Origin of the sequence: Paenibacillus tengchongensis, assembly GCF_008973665.1 — a bacterium.
GTDB classification, from domain to species: Bacteria; Bacillota; Bacilli; order Paenibacillales; family Paenibacillaceae; genus Paenibacillus_AQ; species Paenibacillus_AQ tengchongensis.
In genome coordinates this window covers 457,382-474,223 of the sequence record NZ_WACP01000002.1, presented here as the reverse complement: position 1 = coordinate 474,223, position 16,842 = coordinate 457,382, and the positions used below count along the sequence as shown (strand labels likewise).

General features: G+C 57.1%; 12 protein-coding genes. 1 reads left to right on the top strand and 11 read right to left on the bottom strand.

The annotated features are described in order from the left end of the window. Window positions 1–550 precede the first annotated feature (550 nt). The 8 genes from ychF to F1381_RS04890 form a co-directional block, all read right to left on the bottom strand. Window positions 551–1,651 carry a redox-regulated ATPase YchF gene (gene ychF / locus F1381_RS04920; RefSeq protein WP_151733703.1) on the bottom strand — a complete coding sequence of 367 codons (1,101 nt, stop codon included), beginning with the start codon at window positions 1,649–1,651 and terminating at the stop codon, window positions 551–553. A gap of 140 nt (window positions 1,652–1,791) precedes the next feature. Continuing rightward, complete coding sequence (locus F1381_RS04915) at window positions 1,792–3,114, bottom strand: S41 family peptidase (RefSeq protein ID WP_151733702.1); 1,323 nt, start codon at window positions 3,112–3,114, stop codon at window positions 1,792–1,794. A gap of 466 nt (window positions 3,115–3,580) precedes the next feature. Next, window positions 3,581–3,733 carry a hypothetical protein gene (locus tag F1381_RS28120; protein WP_187355199.1) on the bottom strand — a complete coding sequence of 51 codons (153 nt, stop codon included), beginning with the start codon at window positions 3,731–3,733 and terminating at the stop codon, window positions 3,581–3,583. 75 nt (window positions 3,734–3,808) lie between these two features. Next, complete coding sequence (fni, locus tag F1381_RS04910) at window positions 3,809–4,933, bottom strand: type 2 isopentenyl-diphosphate Delta-isomerase (protein WP_151733701.1); 1,125 nt, start codon at window positions 4,931–4,933, stop codon at window positions 3,809–3,811. Window positions 4,934–5,116: 183 nt separating this feature from the next. After that, window positions 5,117–5,980 carry a phytoene/squalene synthase family protein gene (locus tag F1381_RS04905; RefSeq protein WP_151733700.1) on the bottom strand — a complete coding sequence of 288 codons (864 nt, stop codon included), beginning with the start codon at window positions 5,978–5,980 and terminating at the stop codon, window positions 5,117–5,119. Beyond that, on the bottom strand, window positions 5,973–7,481 hold the full coding sequence (locus F1381_RS04900; protein ID WP_151733699.1) for a phytoene desaturase family protein: 1,509 nt from the start codon (window positions 7,479–7,481) through the stop codon (window positions 5,973–5,975). Before F1381_RS04900 ends, F1381_RS04905 begins: the two co-directional genes overlap by 8 nt. Further along, on the bottom strand, window positions 7,478–9,019 hold the full coding sequence (locus F1381_RS04895) for a phytoene desaturase family protein (RefSeq protein WP_246187909.1): 1,542 nt from the start codon (window positions 9,017–9,019) through the stop codon (window positions 7,478–7,480). Before F1381_RS04895 ends, F1381_RS04900 begins: the two co-directional genes overlap by 4 nt. A gap of 237 nt (window positions 9,020–9,256) precedes the next feature. Further along, entirely contained in the window at window positions 9,257–10,174 is a 918-nt protein-coding gene (locus F1381_RS04890; protein WP_151733865.1) for a MerR family transcriptional regulator, read from the bottom strand. 249 nt (window positions 10,175–10,423) lie between these two features. Here F1381_RS04890 and F1381_RS04885 point away from each other — a divergent pair, with 249 nt between their 5' ends. After that, window positions 10,424–11,920: a phospholipase D family protein gene (locus F1381_RS04885; protein WP_151733697.1), complete on the top strand. Its 1,497-nt coding sequence runs from the start codon at window positions 10,424–10,426 to the stop codon at window positions 11,918–11,920. Window position 11,921: 1 nt separating this feature from the next. Here the strand turns inward: F1381_RS04885 and F1381_RS04880 are convergent, their stop codons facing one another. The 3 genes from F1381_RS04880 to F1381_RS04870 form a co-directional block, all read right to left on the bottom strand. Further along, on the bottom strand, window positions 11,922–13,250 hold the full coding sequence (locus F1381_RS04880) for a hemolysin family protein (protein WP_151733696.1): 1,329 nt from the start codon (window positions 13,248–13,250) through the stop codon (window positions 11,922–11,924). Window positions 13,251–13,297: 47 nt separating this feature from the next. Beyond that, a complete protein-coding gene (locus F1381_RS04875) occupies window positions 13,298–14,068 on the bottom strand; it encodes a TerC family protein (RefSeq protein WP_151733695.1) in 771 nt (256 codons plus the stop codon). A gap of 341 nt (window positions 14,069–14,409) precedes the next feature. Further along, window positions 14,410–16,806: a GH36-type glycosyl hydrolase domain-containing protein gene (locus F1381_RS04870; protein ID WP_151733694.1), complete on the bottom strand. Its 2,397-nt coding sequence runs from the start codon at window positions 16,804–16,806 to the stop codon at window positions 14,410–14,412. Window positions 16,807–16,842 lie beyond the last annotated feature (36 nt).

Below are 16,842 nucleotides of genomic sequence, written 5' to 3'. Positions count from 1 at the left end.
GAAGAACACATGGTCCGAAAGTTCAAACAGCTCCATAAAATCACGGCCGAACTTCGTGTGAAAGCCAACCGTCCCGTTCAATGCAATTAGTTGGATTTTCGCATACTAAATTCTCCCTTTTTATGCATCTTAGCCATTATAATTCGATTATCGCCACCTAATCGGGCCGATTTGGGCGTAAACCCTCACTTCGTCCTATATTAAGTGGCGGAAATCCAACTAGAATTGCTGTCATCGCTGTGCAGGTGAAATTAGGTTGCGATTATCCAATTATGTAGAGCTGCTGCCACCAGATTCTTCCGCAAATAGCTGCGGCAATCATCAGAACTAATCCCATCATTATCTTACATAGTATGCAGACGCGGCAAAAGACTTATACGCAGACATCGCGCCGGGACTTGCCGTTCCATCTATATCCCAGCCGGTTAGCTTCCCATCCGGGAGCTGCCGTCCCCCTGCCAGCTCACAGGTTCAATAGAATTCCCCCGCCTTTGAAAAAAAGGCCATCCGGAGCTTCCGCTTCCGGATGGCCTCATGATTCCGTCCCGCTTTAGACGTTGAAACGGAAATGCATAACGTCGCCGTCCTGCACCACATATTCCTTGCCTTCCAGCCGCAGCTGGCCGCGCTCCTTCGCACCGTTCATGGAGCCGGCGGCTACCAGGTCCTCATATGCCACCACTTCGGCGCGGATGAAGCCGCGTTCGAAGTCGGAGTGAATGACACCGGCTGCGCCCGGCGCTTTGGTGCCGCGGCGGATCGTCCAGGCACGCACCTCCTGTACACCGGCTGTGAAATACGTGTACAGGCCGAGCAGCTTGTAAGCCGCTTTGATCAGCCGGTTCAGGCCGGATTCCGCAAGGCCCAGCTCTTCCAGGAACATCGCCTTGTCTTCCCCTTCCAGCTCGGCGATTTCCGCTTCCACCTTCGCGCTGATCGGCACAACCTCTGCATTCTCGGCGGCAGCAAATTCGCGCACCTGCTGAACGTACGGGTTATTCTCGGCCTCGGACACTTCGTCTTCGCCCACATTGGCAGCATACAGTACCGGCTTCAAGGTCAGCAGATGCAGGTCGCGAACCAGCAGCCTCTCGTCGTCCGACAGCTCTACGCTGCGCGCCGGCATGTCGTTGTAAAGAGCATCCTTCATGCGTTCCAGCAGTTCTACTTCCGCAACGGCCTTCTTGTCGCCGCCCTTGGTGTTCTTGCGGGCCCGGTCCAGACGTTTCTCCACGCTTTCCAGATCGGCGAGAATCAGCTCCAGGTTGATCGTCTGGATGTCGCTAACCGGATTCACTTTGCCGTCGACATGGGTTACATTCTCGTCGACGAAGCAGCGGACCACATGCACAATGGCATCCACTTCACGGATATGGGCCAGGAACTTGTTGCCGAGTCCTTCGCCCTTGCTCGCGCCACGCACCAGCCCGGCGATATCGACAAATTCAAAGGCCGTCGGAACCGTCTTGTTCGGCTGCACCAGCTCGGTCAGCTTATCCAGACGCTCGTCCGGCACTTCCACGACACCGACGTTCGGGTCGATCGTGCAGAAAGGATAGTTGGCGGATTCTGCGCCCGCTTGCGTAATCGCGTTAAACAATGTGGATTTTCCGACATTGGGAAGTCCAACAATACCTGCTTTCAAAGCCATTTATATGACAACTCCTATTTCTGTGGGGTTATAGTTATCCATCTCATTTTTCAGGCAAGGCCCAATCTAAATCATTATATATTAGAACCCTAGCGCCAGCAACAGCGGATGTCCCCCCAGGTGTGTCCAATAAGCGGCGGTCAGCGCTCCGTTGCAGCAAGCTCCAGCACCTTCCGGATTGCCGGCTGCTCCACCAGCGGACCCGAACGGTCCGGGTTCACCTCGACATCGGGAACGGTCTTGACCTCCTCATTGCAGCTGCCGTCTGCGGTCAGTCCCATTTCTCCCGAAAAGCTGAACAGGTATCCGCTGTTGGGCAGCGCCGCGATCAGCGGATCGCCTCCGATCCCGTCGCCGCCTGTCCGTTCGCCGACCAGAGTAGCGATTCCGCTGCCTTTGGCAAAAGTGGCCAAAGCCTCGGAAGAGGAGTATACCGCCTTATCCACCAGCAAATATATATTCCCTTCAAAGCCCCAGCCCTTCTGCGGCTCAATAAGGTCTATGGCACCGGTATAATAAGTAAACATTGAGGAGCTTTCCGGCGGTAAATGGGGTAATTCTTCGTTTTCCAGCCCGGAAATTGCCCAAATTTTGCTTTTCTTTATCCGCGCTTCCAAGAAGGGCTTTGCATATTCAGCCCCCCTGAACAATGAGTAAACCGTATTCTTGGCAGGCTTGGTAATTAACAGGGGCAGCAGATTATTTTGCCAATAGAGGGTTACACCACCCCCATTGCCCCGGATATCCAGGATCAGATTGTCGTAATCCAGGACCTCACTCAGAAATTTGCTGATTACCGGCGCATCCTGATCCATGTGCTGGCTGTCAAAGCTGCGGATTCCAAGATAGGCTGTCCGGCCCGGTTCCAAGATAGCCGTCTCCACATTTTGAAGCGAGCCGCTTTCGGTATTGAACGAGGCCGTCTCCTCCTGGCTTCCGCCTTTATTGTCATTATTCCCAGATGCTGCGCTTGGCGGCACAGGACCCCACTCCTGAGTGTAACGCTTTACAACATTCGGCTGATTTACGACATCCAGCCAAGGCCCATAGTTCAGGTCGTTCATCAGACGCTCGTACGTTTCCCGTATATAGTCATACCCTGGTTTGCCGAAGAACCCGGTGTGCAAATTGTTCAGCTCTGCAAGCACCGAGTTCATGCCCATGAGGAACTCCTCATCCGTTTTCGCTTCAAGCACCCGTTCCTTGTACTCCTTCTTGTTCGCCAGCCAGTCCACTCCGTTCAGCCGCTTGTTGACCTCCAGGAACGGATAATTCTCGGAGATAACGGTCCACATATACTCGAAATCCTCCAGCTTCTCTGCTTTGGTCAGCTTGGAACGGCCGCCGCAGCCGGCCAGCACGGTAGTAAGGAGCAAGGCTGAGATCAGGAGCAGCAAGGTACGTTTCCGTCGTTTCAGTTGTTTCACGTCATTCGGTTGTTTCACGTCATTCGGTTGTTTCATCTCTAACCACCCTTTATCCAGACGATAAAGTTTATACTATTTTCCTATAATTTATATTTCAAAGAATAAAATCACAGTTTATCCTGATTGCAAAGAATCCTTATAGATAAAAAGACCTCTTATGAGGTCTCAGAGTGTCGAGAAAGTCCAGGGGACTTTTCGACACTTCTATTTTTATGTGGGGAGACTCAACTCTCTAATCAAAAATCGATTTAAAACGCTCTGAGGACCCTGTTTTTTAGACCACCAAGACAGTTTTAAACCCCCTGCAAAAAAACAGGGGGTTTCTCGACAGCCTGAGACCTCTTATGAGGTCTTTCATCACCGTGTCTATTAAATTCTTTTTACTTTTGGCTGAGTCCCGATGCTTAGTGCATTCGCCGATGTAAATGAAGCCCGATTCCACCGTAACGGACTGAGTTGCACTTATTAGGCATTGGGTTAAAAATAAGGCCGCCTGGGTCCGTTAGCCGCAGCGGTCTGTCACGGCCTGCAGAGGTCTGCAGACTTCTGCAGGAATCAGCCGCACTCTGCGCGACCTGCGGCTGCGCGGTGCGGTCATGGCTTCTGCCGGCACGGGCCTGCTGTGGCTGTGGCTGGTATCCCAGCACATCCGCAAGCGCCGGGACTGGGCCAGCTTCGCGACGGCTGTCAGCGGTTGTTGGCTGGCGGCAGCTGCCAGCGTTCAGCGCCCCTAACGCCGCACCAGCCGCCGGGTGCCGCGCAGGGCGGCGAGGTCGCCGGCGCCGATCCCGAACATGGCGGTGCGCAGTTCGAACTCCACCTGCGCCAGCGCCCGGTCCAGCGCGTCCTCCGACTGCACAGCCGGGCCGAGCATGCTCCGGCCGAAGCCGGCCAGGTCGGCGCCCAGCGCCAGCGCCTTGGCGGCATCGACGCCGCCCCGCAGGCCGCCGCTGCCAACCAGCGCGCCCTGCGGCGCCGCCGCACGAACCTCCGCGATACATTCCGCGGTGGGAATTCCCCAGTCGGAGAAGGCTTCGGCGGCCGCCCGTTTGACCGGGTCGGGATTGCGGAACTTCTCGACCTGGCTCCAGGAGGTGCCACCGGCCCCGGCTACGTCGATGAAGGCTGCACCGGCATTGTACAGGCGCAGCGCCGTTTCGCCGTCGATGCCCCAGCCGACCTCCTTCACGCCGACCGGCACCTCCAGCGTATGGCACAGCGACTCAATCCGGTGCAGCAAATCCTTGAAGCCGGTATTGCCCTCCGGCTGAAAAATCTCCTGCAGCCCGTTCAGATGCAGCACAAGCCAGTCGGCACCGGCGATCTCCACCGCCCGCCGGCATTCCTCGACGCCGAAGCCGTAGGAGAGCTGCACCGCCCCGATATTGGCAATGACAGGAATGCCGCCGGCCCGCTCGCGTACCCGGAATGTCTCTGCGAGATCGGGCTTCTCGACCGCAGCCCGTACGGAGCCCACGCCCAGCGCCCAACCCCGCCGCCCGGCGGCTTCCGCCAGGCGGGCATTAATGGCGCCGGTCGCCTTGCTGCCCCCGGTCATGGAGCTGATCAGCAGCGGTGTACGGAGCCTGCGCCCCAGAAACTCCGTTTCCAGCAGGATGTCGCTGAAGTTCAGCTCCGGAAGCGCATTGTGCCGGAAGCGGTATTGCTCGAAGCCTGAAGTGATGCCGCTGCCCCCAACCTCCTCATTCAGACAGAGCCGCACATGCTCGGTTTTGCGCTCACCTGTGACAGACGCCGGCAGCAGCGCCTCTCGGGACGGTGAGGTCTGATCCCGCTCCTCGCCTGGATGACCTCCAGACTCGTCCCGCAGCTCTTCCTGTGGTCTATTGGACATGCAGCCTTCCCCCGTTCCCGCTATAGATATGGCCGCCTTCAGCGGGCGGCCCAATGCTTCTGCATTAATGAAGTACGTATTATTATAGCACAACCCGGCAGCCGATTCCCGGCAGGGCGCCGAATGACCGGAAGGTCATTAAAGGGCTCGCTGAGCCATGTTCCATGGCCTTGGCAAGAGTGCTTACAGTATGGCTGCATTCAGGCGCAGCTCGCGGTATCGCGCTACCGTCTTCCGGAGCATTTGCAGCTTGGCCCGGTCGCTAACATAGACACGCCGCTTAAAGACGTTATAGCCTGCCGAAGCCGCAGCTTCGATAATCGCGGCGTAGAAATGCACAGCCAATTCTACGGCAATCGCACTGTCCGGCGGGTAGCTGTCCAGATTGGCAAGCCCCTTGTCAAACCATCCGCGCGCCTGCCGCGCCAAATCCTCGATGGTTTGGATAAAGCCTTCGTTGACCTCATGCCGCTCCAGCTCCTTTTGGCTGTATCCATGCTTGACCATCAGCTCCATCGGCAGATATCTTCTCCCCCGCTCCAGATCCTCGCCGACATCGCGGATAATGTTGACCAGCTGCATCCCGATCCCGAGGGCAATGCCGGCGGACTGTGCTTCACCGTCCGTATCCTCCCGCAATACAGGCAGCAGCATCTCACCCACGGTGCCTGCCACCAGGTAACAGTATTGTTCAAGCTGATCCATCGTTTCATAGTGGGTAAAGGTCAGATCGCGCAACTGGCCCTCCATCTGCAGCAGGAACGGCTCACGCCCGAGCTGCGGGAAGCTGCTGAACAGCCAGCGCAGCGCCGGCCAGATGAAATGGCCATCCGCTGTATCCAAATCGCCGAATAACTTGCGCAGCTCATGAATGGTGTAGGGCGAATGCTGCGGTTCATCCACGCTGTCATCGATCATCCGGCAGAAGGCGTAAATGACATGCACCGCTTCGCGGCGCGGGCTGGGCAGAACACTGAACGCCCGGTAAAACGATGAGGACGCCCGCTTCATCAGTTCCTCGCATTGCTGTAAGCTCTGCTTATCCATTGTTATTCATCTCCTTCATCATTTCATGAACCGCCAGCCGGGCGCCCTGCATTACAATCGGCACGCCGCCTCCGGGATGGACGGATGCTCCTGCCGCATACAGCCCCCCCAGCGGGTAAGGCTTCGGCTGAGGACGGAACACGCCGGATTGGCTCAGCACCGGCGCCAGCCCGAAGCTGCCGCCGCCGTACAGGCCCTCCCGCTGCGCGTCGGCCGGCGTGCGGAGCTTCCGCCAGCGCAGGCTTGCGCGCAGGCCGGGAAAGCCCCGCTGCTCGGCATCCGCCAGCACCTTGTCAGCCAGCAGTCCGGCGATGCTCTCCCAGTCCCGCTCCGGGTCCGCCGGAACGGGGATCAGGAAATAGAGCACGCTTTCCCCGGGCGGGGCTGCCGTCTCATCCAGCGCAGCCGGATTAAATACATAATAGGAAGGATCCATAGACAGCCGCTCTTCTTCGAACAATTCGCGGAGATTCATGTTCAGGCTGTCCGGCAGGAAGAACTGATGCACCGCCGTATCGCTCCAGCGCTTGGCTGCCGCCGCATAGATCAGCAGGCATCCGGAGGAAGGCTGGAACTTGCCTCTACGGATGCGAACGCTGGACTTGCCCCCGGATGGCTCCGGCTTGCCGCGGCCTGTCAGCAGCCCTGGCGGCAGCAGCCCCTCCAGATGCGGAAAATCGCCGTTGTAGAGAACCGCATCATAGCGATGCTCCACACCGTCCGCCACAAGGCCGCGGCAGCGGCTTCCTTCGATGATCAGCGATTCGACCTCGGTACAGGTCCTGATATCGACTCCTCTGTCCATAAGCTCACGGGATATGATCTCCGGCAGCCGGCCGTACCCGCCCTTCAGCATCCAGATGCCGAAGGCATTCTCGGCATAAGGGAGCATCGTATAAATGCCCGGTGTGCGGAAGGGAGCGCCGCCGATATACAGACTCTGCAGCGAGAAGGCGTCGATCAGCTCCTCGCTGCGGAAATATTGTCCGACCGCCGAACGCAGGCTGCGGTAGACCCGCAGGCGGGTCAGCAGAGCCAGATTGGCCGGTCGGAAGAACTCACTGCGCCGCAGATATCCCTGCTCCAGGAAGGCGGACCGGCCCAGCGGGTACAGCCGGGACATATTCTCCATGAACCGGAGGAACGCTCCGCCTTCTCCGGGATAGAGGCGCTCAATTTCGGCAGCCTGCTCGGCAAGCCCGCCGAGCTTACTGAGCGTACGGCCGCTCCGGAAATGTATCCTGCAGAGCGGATCGCAGCGCAGCAGCTCCAGGCCTTCCGGAGGCAGGCCCCCCTCCGCGAGAATTCCGGTGAGCATTTCCGGCAGGAGCACAATCGTCGGACCCTGATCGATCCGGTAGGGTCCTTCTTCTTCAAATGCTACCCGCCCGCCGACTTTGGCCGCCCGTTCATACAACGTAACATGAACCCCGCGTTTACTGAGCAGCAGCGCCGCCGTCAGGCCGCCGATGCCGCCGCCGACAATGGCTGCCCGCTTCACAGCGGCACCCCTGCCCGGGCGGTGCGGGAGACATTCACCCTGCCGCGCCGGGCCAGATCATGCCTCTGCAGCAGGCCTGCGCTGATCTTGGCCGATTCAAAGATCGTCGGCAGGCCGCTGCCCGGATGCGTTCCTCCGCCCACCAGCCACACGCCCTCCACCTCGGAGAAGGTATTATGCGGACGGAGGTACATCATCTGTCCGAGGTTATGCGCCAGATTAAAAGTGGCTCCATTGTATACATTCAGTCCGTTCTGCCAGTCCAGCGGGGAGAAGAACCGGCTTTCCTCTACCCTGTGCGCCAGCCCCGACAGCTCCGGAATCTGCTGGAGCCGCTCCAGCATCGACTCCTGAACCCCGTACCCGTCCCGTTCCCAGTCAATCTCCGCCTGCAGATTGGGAACCGGCATCAGCACATACAGCGATGACTTGCCTGAAGGCGCAAGCGTCGGGTCGACGGCCGACGGGTTGTGAACGTAGATGGACGGATCGGCGGACAGCCGGCCGAGCTTTGTAATCTCCTCCACGTTGCGCCGGTAATCCCCGGAGAAATGCACCGAATGGTGCGTGAGGTTCAGCGGGCCGTCCACGCCAAGATACAGCATGGCCGTCGAGCAGGAATACCGCTTCCGGGACAGCTTCGCCGGAGTATAGCGTTTCAGCACGCCGGGTTCGAACAGCTGTGTCATGGCGGAGCCGAAATCGGCCCCGATGACCACATAGTCGGCCTCCACCTTCTCGCCGTTGTCCAGCAGCAGCCCTGCCGCTCTTCCGCCGCTGACTAGCACCCGCTTCACGCCGCAGGAGGTATGAATCACGCCCCCATGCTCCGCGATAACCTCGCCCATCGCCGACAGCACGCGGTTGATTCCGCCTGTCGGATGATACAGGCCATAGCGGTGCTCCAGGAAGGAAAGAATCGTGAACGTACCGGGGCACTCCCACGGCGACATCCCCAGGTACTTGGCCTGAAACGTAAACGCAAACCGCAGCCGCTCGTCGTCAAAATATTTAGCCAGCCGGTTATACACCGTATCCGTCGCGTGCAGCTTGGGCAGGGCATGCAGCACATCCCTCTTGGCATAATCGCCCAGCCGTTCAAAAGGGCGCTGCAGCAGCGGCATGACCCGGGCAAACTTCTCTTCCTCCTCCTTCATGAACCGGCGGTAGCCCGCCGCATTACCGGGAAAGAGCCGTTCGATCGCTTCTGCCGTTGCCTCCTGGTCGGTGGAGGGCGAGAATACCGTATCGCCGAAATGCAGCGAGTAGAGCGGGTCCAGCTTATTCATGAAAACATAGTCATGCACCGAACGCCCGGCGGAGGCAAACAGCTCCTCCAGCAGATGCGGCATCATCAAAAAGGTCGCTCCCCGGTCGAACCGGTAGTCTCCCAGCTCAAGCAGCCCCGAACGGCCGCCGACTGCATCCTGCTTCTCATAGACCTCCACATCGTAGCCTTGAGCCGCCAACAGCATGGCAGCGGCCAGACCTCCCGGACCCGCTCCGACAACGGCTACCTTCGCTGCTTCTCTTCCCACCAACTTGGTTCTCCTCCTTGCGTTATTCAAGTCAACGTCCGTCAATGTACAAACATTATACAATATATATACATAGTTAATACAAACATCATACAATCTTTGGCGGCGGAAGTAAACTCTGCAGTCTTAAAGAGCAGCGACGGCACAGCTCTATCAATTTTAATGGGCCCCGGTGGCACAGCAAAAAACCCTTCTCACCGCATTGCTGCGGTAAAAAGGGTTTGCTCCGGCTTACCTTTAACGTTTGTTGCCAAACTTGGCAAAAGTCTGCTCAAACCAGGACTGCCAACGCTCTGTAGACCCTCCCAGCACCTCATCGGCAACGCTGGGCTGCGGCGGGTCAGCCTCATAGGCTTTGCCGCCGGCGATGAGCTTGATGCCGGGGGCCTTCTGTTTCAGGCGGGCCAGCAGATCCTCGCTATAAGGCAGCAATTCTTTGTCCGTCAGCGAAATACAGACCGCACCAATCCGGCTCTGCTTGTCCAGCATGGCCATAACGCCCTCTTCCGGCGTATTCGCCCCCAGATAGATGACTTCGACTCCGCTCTTGCGCAGGAACAGCGAGAATAACAGCAGGCCCACCTGGTGATGCTCGCCTTCCGGACAGAAGGCAAGCACCTTCGGCAGATGGGCATACACCGGAAACACATGGAAGAACTGATAGAACCGGTTAGAGATCATATGCGTCATATAATGCTCCTGTGCCACTGTCGCCGTACCTTCCTCCCAGGCATCGCCCACCTTGACCAGAATGGGAACCAGCACCTGATGGAACATGGCCTCGTAGCCGTAAAGCGAGAATCCGAAATCGATCAGCCCGTTGGCCCGCTCGCCCTGGAATTCATGAAGGGCGCTGTAAATCTGTTCCTTCATTTTGTCAAAAGCATCTCCCGGAGTACCGCTTGCTGCGGTCACCTTGTCCTCCAGCGACTTCCGTTTGCTCTCCTTCAGCATCCGCACAGCCTGGGAAATACTCATCCCATGGGTCTCGGTTTGCTCCTTGAGCCAGCGTAAATCGTCGATGTTCTCCTGGCTGTACAATCTGTAGCCCGACTCGGTCCGCTCCGGCGTAACGGCCTGGTAGCGTGTTTCCCAGGCTCGCAGTGTAACAGACGGAATATCCAGCATTTCCGCAACCTGTTTAATGGAGTACATGTCTTGCATTCACTCGCTTTCCCGTTTCCGCTCTCAGCATTTGTATAACCTCTTAGCTTAAAGCTTATACAAATCATTTACATTCATTATACATTCGCTTGAGTGTAAATGTCATCCTCTGATCGAATCACTGCCGCCGGCCGCTGCTTCAAACCTCCCCCGCAGGTGTTAATAGGTTGTTACAATACCGCAGAGGGACATACTAATCCTTTGAGCCCAGATTCCCCTACACTGACTGGAGGAACATAGATGAAATTCCATCGCTCCCGGGCTTCCAAGCCTTATATACATAGCAAAAAACGGCGCCGCCGCACCCCCATCCTGCTCGCTCTGCTGCTCCTTGCCGGCTGGCTCGCCGGTGTCATGGTCTATCAGACCCATAAACCGCTGCCTCCGGGCCTTTCTTATGAAAGTGCGGCATACCAGACAAATAAGCTGGACTTCTGGTACGATCTGACGGTTCCGGACGGCAGCGAACAGGGCCGCAGAGAAGAACAGATTCTGCCGCGGATGCTGCGAATCATTGAGGACGCCCGCCAATTTCTGATTGTCGACTTGTTCCTGTTCAACGACTATACCCATCAGGATCAGAGCTTCCCCAAAGTCAGCCGCATGCTGACGGACAAGCTGCTCGCCCAGCAGGCAGCCTATCCTGAAATGGAGATCGTATTCATTACCGATGAAGTCAATACCAATTACGGCTCCGCCCCCAATCCTCTGCTGGAGGAGATGAAAGCAGCCGGCATCCGGGTCATCCTGACCGACGTCGATCCGCTGCGTGATTCCACACCGGCCTATTCCGCCGTCTGGCGCACCTTTATCCAGTGGTTCGGCCAGGAGGGCCGCGGCTGGATTCCCAACCTGATGGCGAGCAACGGACCGGATATCACCGCCCGTTCATATCTGAAGCTGCTGAACGTAAAGGCCAATCACCGCAAGCTGGTCCTCAGCGAGAAGACCGCACTGGTATCTTCGGGCAACGTCCATGACGCCAGCGCCTACCACTCCAACATTGCCCTGGAAGTGCAGGGGCCGATCCTTGCCGAAATCCTGCGCACCGAGCAGGCGGCAGCGGACCTCTCCGGTGCGGGTCCGCTGCTCAGCCGCGAGCCGGTATTCGCCCCGCAGCCGCAGCAGGCGTCCGCCGGTCCGCTCGAGGTCCGTTATTTGACCGAAGGAAAGGTATACAAATATGCCCTGGAAGCCATTGCTTCGGCAGAGCACGGGGATGTGCTGTGGATGGGGATGTTCTATCTGGCGGACGACGGCATCCTGGATGCCCTGGTGGAGGCATCGGCCCGCGGTGCGGAGATCCGCCTGCTGCTCGATCCGAACCAGAACGCCTTCGGGCGGGACAAGATCGGCATTCCGAACCGTCCGGTGGCTATGGACTTAACTAAACGTTCGGGCGGCAGCATTGCCATCCGCTGGTATAACACCGGCATAGAGCAGTATCACACCAAGCTGCTGTATCTCGCCAAAGCCTCCGGCAGCTCCATCGTGCTTGGCGGGTCCACCAATTTCACCAAGCGCAATCTGGATGACTATAATCTGGAGAATAACCTTTGGGTAGCTGTACCGCGGGGCGAGCCGCTGTTTCTGGAACTGGAGGACTACTTCAGTATGCTGTGGAACAACGAAGGAGCAGAGTATACTCTGCCCCTTGAGGAATACCAGGGTGATATCACCCGGCTGAAATATATGCTGTTCCGGCTGCAGACCCTGCTCGGGCTCACAACATTCTAGCTTATGGCTCGGCAATAACTTCTTCTTCGGACAGAACGGTTACCTTTACCCGCACGATACGCCGGTCGAGGACCTCATGGGCTGTAAACAGGACCTGGCCGTACGTAAGCGACGGCTGCTCCCCGTTGTCCGGGATATACCCGAGCTGTCCAATGATAAATCCGCTTAGCGTATCATAATCGCCGACGGGCAGGGTCGTTCTCAGAATCCGCTGCACATCATCCAGCGGCAGCGTACCGGCCATAACAAAATGGCTCTCACCGACTTGCTCGACTTCGGCATACGTTTCAGGCTCATCATGCTCGTCGTAGATATTGCCGAGAATCTCTTCAATCACGTCCTCGATGGTGACAATGCCGTCGGTTCCGCCATACTCGTCGATCGTAATGGCCAGGTGAACCTTATTCTTCTGCATTTCCTGGAACAGCTGGTCCGTCCGCAGCGTGGACATCGCATAGAACGGCTCGCGGATCAGGCTGCGCAGGCTGAATTCCGCCCTGTCGCCCTGCTCGATGAAGCGGATCAGGTCCTTGATATGCAGGACGCCGATAATCTGGTCGATATGGTCTTCATATACCGGATAACGCGTGTACTGCTCGGTATTGATCAGCTGCACGGTCTCACGCAGCGTGGCATCCGCCTGCAGGGCGGCAATGCGTGTCCGGTGCGTCATAATATCGGACACGATTTTGTTGTCGAACATAAAGATATTGTTGATCAGTTCCTTCTCCAGCTCCTGAATGGTCCCCTTCTCTTTGCCGACATCCACCATCATCCGGATTTCTTCCTCCGTCACATTCTCCTCTTCCTTGTTCGGGTCAACCCCGAAGAGGCGGACCAGCACGTTGGTGGATCCGTTAAGCAGCTTGACGAAAGGCTTCGTAATCTTAGACAGCATTATTAAGGGGGAAACCGCAAAGAAGGCAATCGCTTCCGCCTTCTGCAAGGCCAGCCGTTTAGGAACAAGCTCACCCAGCACCAGCGTGAAATAGGAAAGCACTAAAGTGATAACAATCGTCGAAATCGTCTCCAGCAGATCCAGATCCAGAGGCACCCCCCAACCGTACAGCGTGTCCGCCAGTCTTCCCGCGAAGCTGTCGGCCGCAAAGGCACTCGCCAGAAACCCGGCGAGCGTGATGCCGATCTGAATGGTAGCCAGGAAGTTGCCGGGCTGTTCCAGCAGGGTCTGCACCTGCCGCGCCTTCTTGTGGCCTTCCCCGGCCATATGCTTGATTTTGTTATCGTTGAGCGAGACCAGTGCCATTTCGGAAGCGGCGAAAAATGCATTCACCAGAATCAGAACGAACAGCACCATGATTTCTATGCCCACTTTAGTACCCTCCAGTTATAAATTAGTTTTGGTTAGTTCCAATGCTTTTAGTGCTGTACTTCGGTTTTACCGCTTTTATCCTTGGATGTGAACCAGCCCACGGCACCGATAATGATCAGCACACTGTAGAAGATCAGCTTCCAGAGCGTGGAATGCGCGAAGTCGTGCGAGATAACACCCACGTCCTCATGACCCAGTGTAAGCACGGCCAGCTTGACGCCGACCCAGCCTACAATGGCGAAGGCGGCAATTTCGAGGCCCGGTCTTTCCTTCAGCAGCTTCACGAAGAGGTTCGCCGCAAAACGCATAATGATCAGTCCGATAAATCCGCCCAGGAAGACTACGATAAATTTCCCGCCGTCCATACCGCCGATCGAAGGCAGCGTAGTGTTCGGAAGAGACATCGCCAGAGCAACCGCCGCGAGAATGGAGTCAACGGCGAAGGCGATATCCGCCAGCTCAACCTTCAGTACAGTGCCCCAGAAGCCGGAGACCTTCTTGTCTTTCTTTTCCTTCTCCACTTTCGGTTTAAAGATAATCTTCCGTAAAATGTGGTTAAGGGCGATGAACAGCAGGTACAGCGCTCCGATCGCCTGAATCTGCCATACATCCACCAGGAACGAGATGATGAACAGGGAAGCAAGCCGGAATACAAATGCACCCGCCAGACCGTAGAACAAGGCCTTTTTGCGTTCCTCGTCGGGAAGATGCTTAACCATAATCGCCAGCACCAGCGCGTTGTCCGCTGCAAGCAAGCCTTCCAATACGATTAATAATAAAAGTACCCATCCGTATTCGAGTAGAATCGAAATATCCATATGAAATGCAGCTCTCCTTTAAGTGATTGGTTTGAGGTATTGTACCCTTTAGACAAGTGAACCACTCATCTGTCTTATACCCTTCTGTTTCAGACCAAGAACCGCATCCCCCTCTACGCGTCATATTAAACAAAAAAGACCTCTGCCGGTTAATGGCAAAGGTCTTATGGATATGAAGACCCTTACCGTTAACAGGTAAAGGTCTGGCTAACAACGCTGCGCGCCGCCAACAAAGCCGGAAGATTGACGCCTCCGAATTGACGACTTTGTTGTAAAAGCTACTCCCCTTTAGGAAGATCATTTAATTGTTATTTAAAATATAAGTGATGTACTGGGGATTGTCAAAGGATTTCTTTACGGGCGGCGGGAATGACCACCTGAACCCGGTATTCGGCCTTGGGCCGCACATCGCGGATCAGGCCGTCCGGGGCCAGCGCTCCGTCCACATATACTTCCGTTTCCGTGGCTCCCGGTTCGCGGCGGATTTCGATCTGCAGCACAGCACCCCGGAACTCCCGCTTAAGTCTGGCTTCATTCCATCCGGAGGGAAGCTGCGGCTGAATACGGATGCCTTCGGCCGTCCCCTGGACTCCGAACAGCCCGTCGATCAGGCAGCGGTATACCCAGGGAACCGTGCCCGTATTGAACAGGTGGCTGGAACGCCCTGCCGTCCGCGGGAATTGCCGGTAGGCGCCGCGGTAATAGTTCGGGATGAAGACCGGCAGCTGGCCGCGCTGGACGATATCTTCCATGGACGGGCCGGGCAGCATCTTGCGCAGCAGGCGGTAGGCATTATCCGCCTCTCCCACCGCATACAGGGCATAGATATAGAACGCTGCCGCATGATTATACACCGCTCCGTTCTCGGCGGAGCCGGGATGCTTTTGCGTTACCCGTCCGACATCCTCGCGCATCGCGGTGAAGGAGGGGGCCAGCTTCTCCACGCCGTAAGGCGACTCGAGCTGTTCTTCCACAGCACGGATCAGCTTCGCCTGCTTCTCCGCATCCGCTGCGCCGCTAAGCAGCGACCAGCCCTGCGGGTTAACGAAGATCCGTCCTTCCGTATCCGTACGGATACCGAACCGGACATTGTCGTCTGTAATACCGCGCGCATACCATTCGCCGTCCCAGAAATGGACGTTGGCGGCTTCGTTGGTCCGTTCCGCCTCCAGGCGGTACTCACGCGCGGCACTCTCCCGTCCGCTGGCTTGGCAGATGTCCGCCCATACCTTGAAGGCATAGGCCGTAGCAATCGTCAGCCACCCGGAGACGCCCTTGCCCTTGTAGCCGACCATATTCATCGGATCGCACCAGTCGCCCTGGTTGATATAATTGAGGCCGCGCTCATCCCGGTCGCCGATCAGCCAGCGCATCGCCAGGTCGATGTGCTCGTATACCGAAGCCTCCCGTTCGTCGTCCGCGAACGGAACCTTCTCATCAAGCAGTGCATAATCTCCCGTCTCATCCAGGTAAGTGCTCAGGCATACCGGAAGCCATACGCAGTGATCGGTATGCGGCACCTGATTGATATATTTCAGCTCGGCATCCGGGTGCAGAATGATCCCGTCCGGCATCGCGCCGCTGGCCTTCTGCTGCGCCAGGGCAACCAGGAAGGAATTCCTTGCCGTCTGCGGCTTGATATAGCTCATCCCCATGTTGTCCTGCAGGTAATTGCGGGTCTGGGGATCGGTGCTCAGACGGTTGGTCTGGCCGTGATAGTACATCTGGCGCGGGAGCCAGTGGTTGACGAAGTTATCCAGGCCGGGATCGGGCGTGGCGATCTCAATGCAGCCCCTGCCCTCCCGGACATAAGCGTCATATTCCGTCTCCGCCAGGGCGAATCCATCGGCACCCTCCGTACCGGAAGGCCCGAACATGCGGCTGCGGATAGCCTCGATTTCCTGCTCATCATGGGCCGGTCCGAAGATAAAGCGGTAATCCTCCGCCTCGCCTGGCGCCAGCCTTACCCGGTATTGCAGCGCGCAGACCGGTGTCTCATAACGTGCATCTCCTCCGGCCAGCTCCTCGCTTGCCAGTGCAGAGGGCCGCATAATTCCGCCTTCACCCTCAAACGCTTCGTGGTTGACCTCCCAGGCAGCCGGTTTACGCTCAGCAAGCAGATATGTCTTATCAGCAAAGTTCTTGATCGTGTAATAATCCTTATATTTCTGGTATGGAGTGATGGAGGAACAGATAATAGCCTGTAAATCGGCGTTGTACTCGCCGGACTGGTTCATCCAGGACATGTACCCCACTGTAAAATACGGATAGACGCTTAAACGGCGGGCTGCGGATGAAAGGTTCGTGACTTTGACGCGCCACAATTCCATCGGCTCATCCTTCGTCAGCCGGAGACTCATCTCAACACGAACGCCGTGACACTCTACCTTCCAGTGAATGCTGCTCTTGCCGGCTGCGAACGTATAGCTGTCGGCAGGCACCCGTACCGGTTCATACGGCGCGGAGAAGATTTCCCCGCTCTCCTCGTCCTTCACGAACACGAACCGCCCCGGATGATGGGCATAGTAGGGCTGCTCGGGCTGCATGAAGGTCTTGGCCTCCAGGTTCGGGGCATGTGAATATTTGGCCGGCTCCGGCTGCATAAACTGCGCCACGGCATAGCCGCGGCAATTCATGTGGATCATCATCTTCTCGTTCCATAGAAACCCCGAGGCCTTCGGCAGCAGGGTCGGGCTGGTCAATTCATAGAACTCCTGGTCTTCGGTCGCTCTGATCATTTCTGGATACCTCTTTCCGGTAGATGGATTTATACA